Annotated in this window: 11 protein-coding genes; 6 read left to right on the forward strand and 5 right to left on the reverse strand. The window is 67.4% G+C overall.

What is annotated here, in order from left to right; all coding sequences use genetic code 11:
- The first annotated feature begins 2 nt into the window (after positions 1-2).
- From pqqD to gfa, 5 genes are all read left to right on the forward strand, one after another.
- The gene (pqqD, locus tag HNO53_RS19010; protein ID WP_420827844.1) at positions 3-281 is read left to right on the forward strand and encodes a pyrroloquinoline quinone biosynthesis peptide chaperone PqqD; all 279 of its coding nucleotides are present in this window, start codon (positions 3-5) and stop codon (positions 279-281) included.
- Entirely contained in the window at positions 274-1,425 is a 1,152-nt protein-coding gene (pqqE, locus tag HNO53_RS19015) for a pyrroloquinoline quinone biosynthesis protein PqqE (protein WP_209474300.1), read from the forward strand. The genes pqqD and pqqE overlap by 8 nt, the downstream gene beginning before the upstream one ends.
- Complete coding sequence (locus tag HNO53_RS19020) at positions 1,422-3,893, forward strand: insulinase family protein (RefSeq protein WP_209474302.1); 2,472 nt, start codon at positions 1,422-1,424, stop codon at positions 3,891-3,893. The genes pqqE and HNO53_RS19020 overlap by 4 nt, the downstream gene beginning before the upstream one ends.
- A 169-nt stretch (positions 3,894-4,062) precedes the next feature.
- The gene (locus HNO53_RS19025) at positions 4,063-5,172 is read left to right on the forward strand and encodes an S-(hydroxymethyl)glutathione dehydrogenase/class III alcohol dehydrogenase (RefSeq protein ID WP_209474304.1); all 1,110 of its coding nucleotides are present in this window, start codon (positions 4,063-4,065) and stop codon (positions 5,170-5,172) included.
- Positions 5,173-5,515: 343 nt separating this feature from the next.
- Positions 5,516-6,091, forward strand: a complete 576-nt coding sequence (gene gfa / locus HNO53_RS19030) for an S-(hydroxymethyl)glutathione synthase (protein WP_209474306.1) — start codon at positions 5,516-5,518, stop codon at positions 6,089-6,091.
- A 93-nt stretch (positions 6,092-6,184) separates the two neighbouring features.
- Here gfa and HNO53_RS19035 read toward each other — a convergent pair whose 3' ends face one another.
- From HNO53_RS19035 to HNO53_RS19045, 3 genes are read right to left on the reverse strand one after another with little or no spacing between them, the layout of a single operon-like run.
- Positions 6,185-7,489, reverse strand: a complete 1,305-nt coding sequence (locus HNO53_RS19035; RefSeq protein WP_242597476.1) for an amidohydrolase — start codon at positions 7,487-7,489, stop codon at positions 6,185-6,187.
- A 17-nt stretch (positions 7,490-7,506) separates the two neighbouring features.
- Positions 7,507-8,970: a sodium:solute symporter family protein gene (locus HNO53_RS19040; RefSeq protein ID WP_209474310.1), complete on the reverse strand. Its 1,464-nt coding sequence runs from the start codon at positions 8,968-8,970 to the stop codon at positions 7,507-7,509.
- Positions 8,963-9,175, reverse strand: coding sequence for a hypothetical protein (locus tag HNO53_RS19045; RefSeq protein ID WP_209474312.1), 213 nt, complete (start codon positions 9,173-9,175; stop codon positions 8,963-8,965). Before HNO53_RS19045 ends, HNO53_RS19040 begins: the two co-directional genes overlap by 8 nt.
- A 129-nt stretch (positions 9,176-9,304) precedes the next feature.
- On the opposite strand from HNO53_RS19045, the gene HNO53_RS19050 reads away from it, so the two are divergent.
- Positions 9,305-10,201: a LysR family transcriptional regulator gene (locus tag HNO53_RS19050; RefSeq protein WP_209474314.1), complete on the forward strand. Its 897-nt coding sequence runs from the start codon at positions 9,305-9,307 to the stop codon at positions 10,199-10,201.
- Positions 10,202-10,210: 9 nt separating this feature from the next.
- Here HNO53_RS19050 and HNO53_RS19055 read toward each other — a convergent pair whose 3' ends face one another.
- Both HNO53_RS19055 and HNO53_RS19060 read right to left on the reverse strand, forming a co-directional pair.
- Positions 10,211-11,914 carry a DEAD/DEAH box helicase family protein gene (locus tag HNO53_RS19055; RefSeq protein ID WP_209474316.1) on the reverse strand — a complete coding sequence of 568 codons (1,704 nt, stop codon included), beginning with the start codon at positions 11,912-11,914 and terminating at the stop codon, positions 10,211-10,213.
- A gap of 82 nt (positions 11,915-11,996) precedes the next feature.
- The gene (locus HNO53_RS19060) at positions 11,997-13,199 is read right to left on the reverse strand and encodes a benzoate/H(+) symporter BenE family transporter (RefSeq protein WP_209474318.1); all 1,203 of its coding nucleotides are present in this window, start codon (positions 13,197-13,199) and stop codon (positions 11,997-11,999) included.
- Between the last annotated feature and the right edge of the window lie 39 nt (positions 13,200-13,238).

A 13,238-nucleotide genomic window follows, 5' to 3' on the forward strand; every position in this document is an offset into this window, starting at 1 on the left:
CTATGATCGAGTCAACCAGCGTCTATCGCCTGCGCCCGGGCTGGCGCCTGCAGTGGGAGGAAGCCCAGGGCCGCCACGTGCTGCTCTACCCCGAGGGCATGGTGCAGCTCAACGACAGTGCCGGGGCCATCCTCGGCCAGCTCGACGGCCAGCGCGACGTGACAGACGTAGTGGCGAACCTGCAGGCCCGGTTTGCCGATGCCCCCGCCGCGGAGATCGAACGGGACGTGCATGAATTCCTGCTCGACGCCGCACGACAAGGGTGGATCCAGCATGACTGACCGTACCCACACCACTGCCGTCAACGGCGCTACCGGCGCCCCGCTGTGGCTGCTCGCCGAGCTGACCTACCGCTGCCCGCTGCAGTGCGCCTACTGCTCCAATCCGCTCGACTTCGCCGCGGTGAAGGAGGAGCTCTCCACCGAGGAGTGGATCGATGTCCTGACCCAGGCCCGCGCCATGGGCGCCGTGCAGATGGGCTTTTCCGGCGGCGAGCCGCTGGTGCGGCGCGACCTCGAGACGCTGGTGGCCGAGGCGCGCCGCCTGGGCTTCTATACCAATTTGATCACCTCCGGGCTGGGGCTCGACGAGGCGCGCATCGAGGCGCTCCACGCGGCCGGGCTCGACCATATCCAGATCAGCCTGCAGGCCTCCGATCCCGACGTCGCCGCGGCGGTGGCCGGCTCGCCCAAGGCCCATGCCAAGAAATTGGCCATGGCCCGATCGGTCAAGGCGGCCGGCTATCCCATGGTGCTCAACGTGGTGCTGCACCGCCACAACATCGACCGCCTCGACGAGATCATCGCCCTGTGCGACGAGCTGGGCGCCGACGCGGTGGAGCTGGCCAACTGCCAGATGTACGGCTGGGCCCACCTCAACCGCGAGGGCTTGCTGCCCAGCCGCGAGCAGCTCGAAACGGCCGAGGCCACCACCGCACGCTGGCGCGAGCGTCTCGCCGAACGTGGCCGCGACATGCGCTTGCTGTTCGTGGTGCCCGACTACTACGCCGAGCGGCCCAAGGCGTGCATGGGCGGCTGGGGCGCGATCTTCATGACCGTGGCGCCCGACGGTGCGGTGCTGCCCTGCCATAGCGCGCGCATGCTGCCGATGAGTTTTCCCAACGTGCGCGACCGGGGCCTCCGGGAGATCTGGTACGACAGCGAGGCGTTCAATCGTTACCGCGGCGACGGCTGGATGCGCGAACCCTGCCGCAGCTGCGACGAGCGCCACCAGGACGTCGGCGGCTGCCGCTGCCAGGCCTACCTGCTCACCGGCGACGCCACCGCCACCGACCCGGTCTGCTCGCTGTCGCCGGACCACCACCTGGTCGAGGCCGCCCGCCGCGAGGCCGGTGCCGCCGCCGCGCCAATGAAAGCGCTGACCCTGCGCAACGTGCACGAATCGCGGGTATTCTGCCGTACATGAACCACGCATCCGCAGTTTCCGACGACGAGCTTGCCCGGCGCGCGGGGCTACCGCCGGGCAGCCGGCTGCGTGAAGCCCTCCTGGCCAACGGCCTGACCGTTTCCGCCGCCGAAGTGCCCAACGCTCGCTGGCAGCGTCTGGTCGGCGCCGCAGGCGTGGGCTACCTGGACGAACCCGACGACTGCCGCGGGCTGGCCCATCTGCTCGAGCATGTCCTGTTCCTGGGCTCGGCGGACTTTCCCGGGGCAGGCGAGCTGGCCGGCTGGGTCGGCCAGCGGGGCGGACGCTACAACGCTCGCACCGACGAAACCACGACCGAGGTGCACCTGCAGCTGCCTCCCGCCGCTACCGACGAGGGCCTGGTCCGGCTGGTGGACATGCTGGCACGACCCCGCTTCGACCCCGGCCTCGTCGCCCGCGAGGTGGAGGTCCTCGAGGCGGAGTTCCATGCCCGGCTGGCCGACCCGGCGCTGCATCGGCTGATGGCACTCGGCCGGCTCTGCCGCGAAGGGCATCCCGCCCGGCACTGCCATGCCGGCAACCGCGCCACCCTGGGCAACGAGGGCTCCCATCTAGCCGCACGACTCGCCGACTTCCATGGCCATCATTACCGAGCCGGGCGCATGGCCCTGGTGTCGCTGGGCCCTCTGCCGCTCGAGGCACAGCTCGAGCTGCTCATGCGCCATGGCATGGCGCTGCCGGCTGGCGACGTGCCGCCGCGGCGGGCCTGGCGCTGGGCTCAGCCCGGCGGCGTGGCATGGCACCCGCCCATGCCCCAAACCGGCGCCTCTTCGCTCGAACTCTTCTGGCCCCTGCCCGACGAGCAGGCCATTGCCCATGGCGACTGGCTCATGGCCGTGGCGGCCCGGCTTGCCGATGGGCGCCTCGCGGCTACCCTGCAGGCCGCCATCGAGCTCGACCGGCTCGAGGTGACTCTCGACCCCGTTGGCCTGGGAGCGGCGCTGGCTCTGAGCCTGGCGCCAGCGCCGGACGAGGAGACGGTGCAGGCAATACTGGCTACCTGCTGCTCGGCACTCGAACGGGCCAGCGTCGCAGCGCTGTCCGCCCCACCCGTACCGGTGGCGGATCTCGACGCCTGGCCCCGGCGCCACGCCAGGCAGCTGGCCGGCTCGGCGGAGCATGCACCATGCGGCGAAGCCTTGGCGGAAGCCGCCCTCTTGCCCTGGCTGGCCCCCGAGCAGTGCCGGCTGCTCTGGCATGCCCCCGCTGCCAGCGGGCTTTGGAAGACGCTGGGCGAGACCGGGACCCGCTGGCGCCCCCAGCCACTGCCGACGGAGCGGGTGCCGCTGCCCTGGCGGGCTCCCCCTGTTCTCGCCGAGCACCGGCCCCAAGCGAGCGCTGAGGACCCGACGCCACGCCTGCTGTACCGGGATGAACGCGTTACGCTCTGGCACGGTGAGCCGCTACGGCTGACCGCCCCCCCGGCGGCCAGCCTCTGCCTGGGCTGGCCCGCCCCGGCCTCAACGCAGAGTGCACGTCTTTTCCAGTGGCGGCAGAACCTGCTGCCATTGCGCCAGTCTGCCCTCGCCCAGGGGCTGCAGCTTGTCTGTGGCGGTGACGCCCGCGGCGACTGGCTGATCGCCAGCGGAGCGGCCAAGCGACTCGGCTCCCTGGCGGAGTTGGCGTTGGCATGCTGGCCACCGCTGCCCCTCCCATGCCCATCTGACCCGCCGGCGGGGCTGCTGGCCCAGCGTCTGCTGGCTCGGCTCGAAACCTCGACGCTCGGGGTCGGGCGAGCCGGGGCTTTGCCGATGCTGGGCTGGGTAAGCAGCGATGCACTCGGTGAGGCGGCCCAGACAATGCTGGACAGCCTCGCCGAACGCTGCTCTACCCACCAGACCGGCGAAACCTGTCACGAGGCCAACGACGACGGCAACGATACCCTCTGGTTGCCGCCCCAGGGCGACGACCACGTCGCGATGCTGGAAGTCGCCGGCCCCGATGACTCGCCGCGCAGCCGCTGGCTGCTGCGCCTGCTGGCCCAGTGCCACGACGCCGCCTTCCAGCAAGAGATGCGCCAGCGACGCGGCCTGGGCTACGTGGCGGTGGTGCGCTATCGTGAAGCGTCTGGCGTGCCCCGCCTGGGCTACGTGGTGCAATCCCCTCACACCGAGGCTGGCGAGCTGCGCCAGGCCATTGGCGACTTCCTGGCTCAGCAGGGCGAAGCGCTGACGCACCTCACCGCAGCGGAGATGGAGCGTCGCAAGCGTGGCCTGCTCGCCCATGCCGGCTCCCCCGAGACCCAGGCCGAGGCCATCGACCAGCTGTGGCAAGCGCTGCGTCGCCAGGCCTCCCTGAGTCCTCCTCCTCTGCCCTGGCAGCCGCTGCCCTGGGAGGCCGAGTCGCAGGCGCTGGCCACACTGCATGCCGACTCGCTGCTCGAGCTGGCAAAGGATCTCGCCGCGGGCCGTCTGTCACAGCGCTGGTGGCTGCACCAGCCGCGCTGAAGCCCGCCGCTTTTTCCTCGCCCTCCTCTCTAGCGAATGTTGCCAATAGGCAACTCAGTTGTGTCGCTGCGTCACAATCCGTTTGCCCCGCCTCACCTAGACTGATCATCAGCGTCGCCCCTTGACACGGCCTCACGCGGCCCTACGACAACAACCTGGGAGACCCGCCATGAAATCACGCGCCGCCGTCGCCATGGCTGCGGGCCAGCCGCTCGAACTCACCGAGATCGACGTCGAGGATCCCAAGGCCGGGGAGGTGCTGGTGCGCATCGCCGCGACCAGCGTCTGCCACACCGACGCCTTCACGCTTTCCGGAGCCGACCCCGAGGGCCTGTTCCCCTCGGTGCTGGGCCACGAAGGGGCCGGCATCGTCGAGGCGGTGGGCGAAGGCGTCACCAGCCTCGAGCCCGGCGATCATGTCATCCCGCTCTACACCGCCGAGTGTGGCAAGTGCAAGTTCTGCCGCTCGGGCAAGACCAACCTGTGCCAGGCGGTGCGCGCCACCCAGGGCCAGGGGCTGATGCCCGACGGCACCTCGCGCTTCTCGCTCGACGGCAAGATGCTGCACCACTACATGGGCTGCTCCACCTTCAGCGAGTACACCGTGCTGCCCGAGGTGTCGCTGGCCAAGGTGTCCAAGGAGGCGCCGCTGGACAAGATCTGCCTGCTCGGCTGCGGCGTGACCACCGGTATCGGCGCGGTGCTCAACACGGCCAAGGTCGAGCCGGGCTCCACCGTGGCCGTGTTCGGCCTCGGCGCCATCGGCCTGGCGGTGATCCAGGGCGCGCAGATGGCCAAGGCCAGCCGCATCATCGCCATCGACGTCAACCCGGACAAGTTCGCGCTGGCCAAGCAGTTCGGCGCCACCGACTTCGTCAATCCCAAGGAATACTCGGATCCGATCCAGCAGGTGATCGTCGACCTGACCGACGGCGGGGTCGACTACTCCTTCGAGTGCATCGGCAACGTCAACGTGATGCGCTCGGCGCTGGAGTGCTGCCACAAGGGCTGGGGCGAGTCGGTGATCATCGGCGTGGCCGGGGCCGGCGAGGAGATCTCGACGCGGCCGTTCCAACTGGTCACGGGCCGGGTGTGGCGCGGCTCGGCATTCGGCGGGGTGAAGGGGCGCAGCGAGCTGCCCGGCTACGTGCAGCGCTACATGGACGGCGAGATCAAGATCGACGAGTTCATCACCCACGACATGCCGTTCGAGCAGATCAACGAGGCGTTCGAGCTGCTGCACGCGGGCAAGAGCATTCGGACGGTGCTGCACTATTGATAGGCGCCCGGGGCCGCGCCCAGAACAGGTCCCCGAAGCTGCATCCATGACAAGGTGCCCGAAGCCGCACCCATGACAGGCGCCCGGGGCCGCGCCAAAGCGCCAGAAGAAAGAAGAAAAGCGATACAGGTCCGAAGCCGTGCCAACCATAACAATGCCCAAGGGCAAGGAGGCACTCATGAGTCTGATGGACATGATTCAGCGCTGGTTCGGCGGCAAACCCGCCCCACCGAAGGCCGCGTCCGGCAGCAGGGCGAGCACCGCCTCGGCAACGAGCGCACCCCGTACGCCGCCGCCAGCGGCGAACCCCTCGACAACGACGACACAGGGGAGTCGATCCACCATGAGCCACCACAGCGTTCACATCCATCCCGCCGTCGATGACGGCGTCAAGCGCGGCAGCGACAGTTTCACCGGCGGCAAGCTCCACTGTCACTGCGCCAGCGATCAGGTCGAGGTGACGATCGACGCCCAGTGCGCCCATAACCACGTCTGCGGCTGCACCAAGTGCTGGAAGCCCGAAGGGGCGCTGTTCTCGATGGTGGCCGTGGTGCCCCGCGACAAGCTCAAGGTCACTGCCCATGAGGAGAAGCTCGAGGTGGTCGACCCCGCCGCCGCCATCCAGCGCCATGCCTGCAAGGGATGCGGCGTGCACATGTACGGCCGTATCGAGAACACCGGGCATCCCTTCCACGGGCTCGACTTCATCCACACCGAGCTGTCCTACGACGAGGGCTGGGCCGGCCCCGAGTTCGCCGCCTTCGTCTCGTCGATCATCGAGTCCGGCGCCGACCCGGAGAACATGGGCAACGTGCGCTCACGGCTGCAGGAGCTCGGCCTGCCGCCCTATGATTGCCTCTCGCCGCCGCTGATGGATGCCATCGCCACGCATACCGCCAAGGCCAAGGGGGTGCTATGACGAGACTGGGAGTCATCACCCAGCCAGACGCCATGGGCCCGCCGAGTGCGGGCCCATGGCGTCTCATGATGTTCGCCTGTTGAAAGTGACGCCTCAGTCGGCCAGGTAGGCCAGGGCCCCCACCGCCATCGCCTCGATACCGGTGCATAGGGTCACATCGTTACCCGGAAAATAGTAAGGCGAATGCGGCATCTCCAGGTGGCGCATCTTCTCCGATACGCTCTTGCCCGGAACCTCGTCCCAGCGCTCCAGCGGTGTGGCGCCGATAAACCAGTAAACGTAAGGGATGTCGCCGCCGCCAAATCCACCGGCGTCGGCATTGCCGAAGAGCGGGAAGTCCTCGCTGCCGTTCAGACGTGGCATCGCATAAAGGCTCCCCTCGCCGAAGTGTTGCGCATGGGCCTGGCGCACATGGGTAACCGCCGTCGGGTCGTTGTGCAGGGCAATGGTCTCGTTGAGTACGCGGAACGTCGGCGGCTTCGGCGAGCGCCCGGCCTCGCACTCGGCGCGGATGATGCGCTCGATGGACGCCACCACTTGGCGGTGCAGGGCGTCATCGAAGCTGCGAATGTTGATCTCCAACTCCGCGGAGTGGGGAATGATGTTGGCCTGGGTGCCAGCATGCAGCTTGCCGACGGTGACCACCACGGTTTCCTCCGGCGGCACCTCGCGGGCAACGATGGTCTGCAGGCGGGTCACCACATGGGCGGCGATTACCACCGGATCCACCGTCTGGGCGGGCATGGAGCCGTGGCCGCCGGCACCGTGCAGGGTCACCGCCAGGTTGGTGCACGCCGCCATGGCGCTACCGGCGATATGCCCGACGGTACCCGCCAACGCCGGCATGTTGTGCTGGCCCAGGATTACGTCTGGGCGGGCGAAACGCTCGTAGAGGCCATCGTCTAGCATGGCCCTGGCACCGCCGAAGATCTCCTCGGCAGGCTGACAAACCAGCATCAGGGTGCCGCGCCAGTGCTCCCTGAGTGCCGCCATCACGCCGGCGGCACCCACCAGGCAGCTGCTGTGCAGGTCATGGCCGCAGGCGTGCATCAGCGGGACGGCACCGCCCCCTTCCGTGGTGGCGGTTTCCCGGCTGGCGAACTCGAGTCCAGTCTCCTCCCGGATGGGCAGCGCATCCATGTCGCCACGCAGCATCACGGTGGGGCCCTCGCCGTTGCGCAGCAGGGCCACCACGCCGGTGCCGCCCACGCCGCGGGTCACCTCGTATCCCAGGCCTTCCAGGGCGGCGGCGAGTCGCTCACCGGTTCGGTGTTCCTGGAAAGGCAGTTCGGGGTACTGATGCAGCAGTCGATAGAGCGACTGGAACTCCTCGAAGCCGACCTCCACCTGGGCGCGCACGGCACTCTTGAGATCTCGAGCAGGGGATAACATCGTCATCATGGCCTCCGAGGCGGTTAGTGACTGGGTGTGCTGGACAATGGCTGGCCATTGCGCGAGGCGCGATCGAGCCCTTGCCACACCGCCACTACCCCCACGTTGAGCAGCATGGCCCACACGCCGGCATGCCAGCCCAACGGCGAGCCCCAGGCAAACTCCATCAGTAGGTAGGCAAGGCTGCCGGCCAGGGCGCCGGCCATGACGCTGGCGCGACGCAGCTGCGGCAGGAATAGTGCCCCGATCACCATCGGGAAGAGCTGGACAATCAGTCCGTAGGCGGTCAGCAGAATCATCACCAGCGAGCCAGGGTTGAGCAGGGCAATGCCGTAGGCCGTCATCGACAGGCCCAGCACGCTCCAGCGTGTCACTTTCACCGTGCTCGTCTCGCTGGCTCCCTTCAGCACGGTGGGCCCCATCACGTCACGCACCAGCACGATGGCCGCGGTGTGCGCCAGGTTGGCGCCGGTGGACATGGCCGCTGCCAGGGCGCCGGAGAGCATCAGGCCAATCACCCAGGGGGAGAAGTTGGCCACGTCCATGACCATGCGCAGCAGCACGGTGTCGGCGCGTTCCAGCGGCGCCTCGGCGAAGGCCAGGATGCCGGCGAAGCCGATGAACAGCAGCGGCACCAGCAGGTAGGCATACAGGGGGTAGAAGACGCTGACCTTGCGCAGGGTCTTGCCGCTGTCGGCGGAGTAGAACTTCATGAACAGGTGTGGCCACATGGCGCCGCCGAAGGCGCTGACCAGCACCGCGGTGCTGAAGTAGCCCCAGTTCATGCCGGTGGCCCCGGGCATCGTCAGGTATTCCGGCGCCGACTGCTGGAGCTGGGCGAACATCTCCGCCACGCCACCGTAGAGGCGCTCGGAGATGGCCAGCCCCAGGAACCAGGCGATGGCGATCATCATGATGCCCTGTATCAGGTTGGTCCAGCCGATGCCGCTCAGGCCGCTGCAGTATACATAGGCGGCCACCACCACGAAGGCCAGCAGGCCGCCCAGCCAGAAGGGGATCAGGCCATCGGTGGCAGCCTGGAACAGCAGACCGGCGCCGGCGATCTGGATGGTCAGGTACGGCACCAAGGCCACTACGCCGATGATCCCGGCCAGCATGCCCAGCGGCTTGCTGCGGTAGTGGTCGGCGATCATGTCGCCTTGGGTCAGGTAGCCGCGCTCGCGACCCAGCTTGGCCACCCGCGGTCCCAGGGCCCATATGGTGATAGGTACCAGCGACAGGTAGGCCAGGATGTAGAAGGCCGGCGCACCGTGCTGGTAGGCCCAGCCCGGGGTGCCCAGGAAAGCGAAGGCAGAAAAGATCTCGGCACCGAGAATGAAGAACAGGATCACCACGCCAACGTGGCGTCCGCCGGCCACGTAGCCTTCCAGGCTGGAACTTGCCTGACCGCGGGCGCGCAGCCCCACCCACAGCACCATGACAAGGTAGGCCAAGGTGATACCGACGACGATCACGGAATCAGTCATGGCGGTCACCTCCGTGGCGGATCACGAAGGCCACCCACATGCCGGCGAACAGCACCAGCATCCACAGGGTGTACCAGAAGAACAGGAAGGGAAGCCCCAACACGGTGGGTTCGATACGGTTGGCGATCAGGGCACCGGGCCAGATCATGGCCAGGGTGCACAGGGCAAAGTGCAGCCCCGTCAGCAGGTGATAGGTCTTGGTCATGGGTTGTCCAGCTCGCCGCAGCGAGTCTTGTTATGGGTTGTACCTTGACTATGACCCAGGCCAAGCGATAGAAAAAATATCGATAATGAATCTTAACCATACCGTTTTGGTATAGCCACTGGAGCCCCCATGGAATTCCGTCAGCTCCATTATTTTGTCGCCGTGGTGGAAGAAGGCTCGATCTCGGCGGCGAGTCGCCGGGTGCATGTCGCCCAGCCCGCCCTCACCCGTCAGATCCGACTGCTGGAGGAGGATCTCGAGACGCGACTGTTCGACCGCCATGTCCGGGGCATGCGCTTGACGGTAGCCGGCCAGGCGCTCTACGAGGAGGCGCAGGAACTGCTCGACCGGAGTATCCGACTCAAGGCACGCCTCTCGGCGCTTGGACGGGGGGTGATCGGCAAGGTCAGCCTGGGTGTAACCGTGACCCACCTATGGGTGCCAGAAGTGGCCAGACTGATGGGGCGTTATCGCGATCGCTACCCCCAGGTCGCCTTCGAGGTGTTTCCACTACTCTCGGGGCCGCAGCTAGACCGGCTGCGGGAAGGCAGTCTCGATGCCGGCATTCTCTATCTCGACGACAGTGGCCAGCCGGGGCTCGAGACCCGCCTGTTGCAGCACGACCACCTGATCCTCGCCGTGCCTGAAGCCTCGCCCTGGGCATGCGAGCCGCCAGCGACCCTCACCGAGCTGGCCGATGCCGACTTCGTCTGGGGCTTTCGAAGCGCCTCGCCGGTCTATTTCGACCGCGTCCAGGCCCATTTCCAGCGCCTCGACTTTCATCCTCGAGTCGTGCAGTACGGCGCCGACAACATCGCCATCCTGAGCATGGTGGCCGCGGGTCTGGGCATCGCCATCTTGCCGGCGGCCAGCAGCTGTCACCCCATGCCGGGCATTCGTTTCCTGAGCCTGCCGGAGCTTGAGGCCTGCAACATGCCTTTGTGGTTCGCCTGGCGGCCGGACAACGACTTGCCGGCACTCGGCAACCTGATCGCGCTCGTCGAGAGCTTCGATGCGCCCGAGTAGCCTCCCCCGCTAGTCCGGCACCCCCAACGCGGCCAACAGCGACGCGTGCTCCGCGTCCTGCCGCTTGGCATGCAATAGCGCTACATCCGCTACCGCGAAGCGCCCCGAGCTGGCACGCAGGTAAGTCTTGCCGCTCGTGGCGTCGACGAAGCGGACCTCCGGCACCTTGGCGAGGCACTGCCTGAGGAAGGTGCAGTTGTTGGCCACCGCGAGCACGTCGCCGCCGGGATAGACCTCCTCCGGGCACGTCGCCGCCGTGTTGATCTTCTTGTAGCGTTCGATGTCGACCAGACCCAGCGGCTCCAGGATGTGGAGCACCTCACGGGTGCCGTGGGCGACGACCTCGGGCGGGGTATGCCTGGGCACGCTGTTGTCGAGGAACACGTACTTGAAGCGCGGTTGCGGACTGGCCAGCCACTTGAAGAACACCCTGGGCATGCCGTCGTAGGCCTCCACGCAGTGGCCCAGGAAGTCCGACACCGCCTTGTAGCGCCCGCGCTCCAGCCCGCGCTGCCAACCCCGCTCTACGGTAGCCTCCGGCGGGGTGATGACGAAGTACATGTGCATGGTGGAAACGTACTTGGCGTAGGTACCGTCCAGCAGGCGGGGGACCGTGTCGGAAGAGAAGCTGTCGAAGCGAAAGCGGTCGATCAGCAGATGGGGAATGGTGCCGTCCCGCTGCGCCTTGTCGCGGATGTAGCGGTCCAGCTTGGCGTCGATCAGCTTGACCTCCTTGCCCGCCAGGCGACCGGCATACTTGTAGGCTTCCCCCAACGCCTCGTAGTCGAGCAGCAGACGACGCCAGATATCGGGGGTGATGGTGCCGTACCGATCCGGTGGCATGCCCAGATCCTGCAGCGTATGTCTCAGCAGATGGCGCAAGGAACTCTTGCCTGCCGCCGAGGCCCCCTTGAAGCTGATCAGGATCGGCTCGTCGGCAAGAGGAACCCTATCGTAGCCTTCCTGCTCGATGGCCCGCTCGACGTACGGCGCCAGCAGGTTGCCGATCAGGCGGCTGCCGTAGTCGTTGCAGGCGTGGCGGGCGATCAGCATCGTCAGCACCTCGCGATCCACCCCGATATGCCCCTGGACCGCAGCAATCGAGCTCAGCACCCGGTAGGCGCTCTTGTAGACGGCCTGCTCCAGTTCGTCCCGGGCAGCCAGCCCGCGCTGCTTGATGTCCTGGATGGCATCTTGGTGGCGCTCCTCCAACGAGCGGCGGTCCTGAGGACGCGGAGCGGAACGCTTACCCAGCCAACGCGCCAGCAAGGAGACGGGCTCAGGGTCGCCCGCCTCCGGTTCGACCGCGAAGGCCGCCGCCAGGATCTCCCCCGCCCTGCCCCGTATCGACTCGCGAAGCCGGTCGAATGCCTGCTGGAATGCCGGCAGATGGGGAGAGAGGTAGTCGGCCAGGATCTTGAGCACGATGCGGCGGAAGTTGTGCCCCAACACCTCTTCCTGTTCGCCCTCGTGCACCAGGATGTCGGCGGTCACCCGCACGATCAGCTCATGCAGCATCAGGCGCTCGGCGCGAAACGCCACCAGCTCCTCCTCCTCGAGCCCGGTGAGCGCTCTCAGTTCGGGGATCTCGGCCAGGTCGGAAGAGACATTGGCCGTGCGATGTATGGTCTCCAGGGGCCGGTAGCGCCTGGGCAAGTCGGCCTCGAGACCGGGGTTCCACGCCGAATACTCGGCAGCAGCTTGGTCAAGCATAGGCGCCACGCACATGCTGAGGTGTCAGGCCGATAGCCGGCGGTCATGCCTCGACATTGGCCGAATTTTCCAAGCGGGGCAATCACGGCTTGTCGACGGCCGCGGAGGCGCCGCGCAACAGCGCGAAGGGCCGATGCAGGATCAGATAGGCCGCGCAGCCGATCACCACGCCCCAGAAGGCCGAACCCAGCCCCAGCAGGCTCATGCCCGAGGCGGTGACCAGGAAGGTGATGATCGAGGCCTCGAGATGCTGCTTCTCGGCGGCCGCCGCGCTGAGGTTGCTGGTAATGGCGCCGATCAGCGCCAGCCCCGCCAACAGGGCGACGAAGGTCACCGGCAGCGAGGTGAACAGCAGTACGATGCTGCCCGAGAACAGCGCCCCGAGCAGGTAGAAGACGCCGTTGGCCACGCCGGCCGTGTAGCGCTTGCCGGGGTCGGGATGCGCCGCCTTGCCGGTGCACAGTGCCGCGGTAATGGCCGCCACCACCGTGGTGATGCCGCCGAACAGCGCCATTGGCAGCGATACCAGCCCGGTAACGGTGAGAATCGGACGGGCCTGGGTGTGGTAGCCGGCGCCACGCAGGATCGCCATGCCCGGCAGGAACTGGCCGGTGAGGCTGACCAGCGCCAGCGGCAATGCCAGGCTCAGCGTGGCATGCAGGGTCCACTCGGGACGGATCACCTGCGGCGTGGCCAGCTGCCACGAGACCCCAGCCAGGCTGGCCCCTTCGAGCCCCACCGCCAGTACGATCCCCACCATCAGCAGCAGCACCAGGAAATAACGCGGGAAGAGCCGCTTGAACAACAGGTAGGCAGTGAGCATGCCCAGCGCCAGGGCCGGCGCGCCCTCCATGGCTGTGAACACGCCGACGCCGAACTGGAACAGGATGCCGGCCATCATAGCCGCGGCGATACCGGGCGGGATCAGCGCGACGATACGGTCGAACGAGCCGCTCACGCCGACCGCGAAGACGATCAGCGCCGCGGTGAGGTAGGCACCCACGGCCTCGTTCAGCGACAGCTCGGGAAACAGCGTGACCAGCAGCGCCGTGCCCGGCGCCGACCAGGCGGTGACCACCGGCACCCTGAGCCACAGGCTCAGGCCGATGCCCGAGACCGCGGCACCGATGGAGATTGCCCACACCCAGGAACTCATCATCTGGGGGGAGATCTCCGCGCTCTGGGCGGCCTGGAAGAAGATCGCCAGCGGGCCGGCGTAGGAGATCAGCACCGCGACGAAACCGGCGGTGACGGCGGGGAGGGAAGCGTCCTTGAGTAGCGACATGGTCAATGGCCTTGGCGATTGTCAGTCAGCAGCAAAAAA

Source organism: Billgrantia antri (assembly GCF_017868935.1).
GTDB classification, from domain to species: Bacteria; Pseudomonadota; Gammaproteobacteria; order Pseudomonadales; family Halomonadaceae; genus Halomonas; species Halomonas antri.

What these genes read in the sequence shown, in the direction of transcription:
- HNO53_RS19020 (WP_209474302.1), top strand. Translation starts at nt 1,422, where the DNA reads ATGAACCACGCATCCGCAGTTTCCGACGACGAGCTTGCCCGGCGCGCG.
- HNO53_RS19060 (WP_209474318.1), bottom strand. Translation starts at nt 13,199, where the DNA reads ATGTCGCTACTCAAGGACGCTTCCCTCCCCGCCGTCACCGCCGGTTTC.
- HNO53_RS19040 (WP_209474310.1), bottom strand. Translation starts at nt 8,970, where the DNA reads ATGACTGATTCCGTGATCGTCGTCGGTATCACCTTGGCCTACCTTGTC.
- HNO53_RS19050 (WP_209474314.1), top strand. Translation starts at nt 9,305, where the DNA reads ATGGAATTCCGTCAGCTCCATTATTTTGTCGCCGTGGTGGAAGAAGGC.
- HNO53_RS19025 (WP_209474304.1), top strand. Translation starts at nt 4,063, where the DNA reads ATGAAATCACGCGCCGCCGTCGCCATGGCTGCGGGCCAGCCGCTCGAA.
- HNO53_RS19035 (WP_242597476.1), bottom strand. Translation starts at nt 7,489, where the DNA reads ATGACGATGTTATCCCCTGCTCGAGATCTCAAGAGTGCCGTGCGCGCC.
- pqqD (WP_420827844.1), top strand. Translation starts at nt 3, where the DNA reads ATGATCGAGTCAACCAGCGTCTATCGCCTGCGCCCGGGCTGGCGCCTG.
- HNO53_RS19045 (WP_209474312.1), bottom strand. Translation starts at nt 9,175, where the DNA reads ATGACCAAGACCTATCACCTGCTGACGGGGCTGCACTTTGCCCTGTGC.
- pqqE (WP_209474300.1), top strand. Translation starts at nt 274, where the DNA reads ATGACTGACCGTACCCACACCACTGCCGTCAACGGCGCTACCGGCGCC.
- HNO53_RS19055 (WP_209474316.1), bottom strand. Translation starts at nt 11,914, where the DNA reads ATGCTTGACCAAGCTGCTGCCGAGTATTCGGCGTGGAACCCCGGTCTC.
- gfa (WP_209474306.1), top strand. Translation starts at nt 5,516, where the DNA reads ATGAGCCACCACAGCGTTCACATCCATCCCGCCGTCGATGACGGCGTC.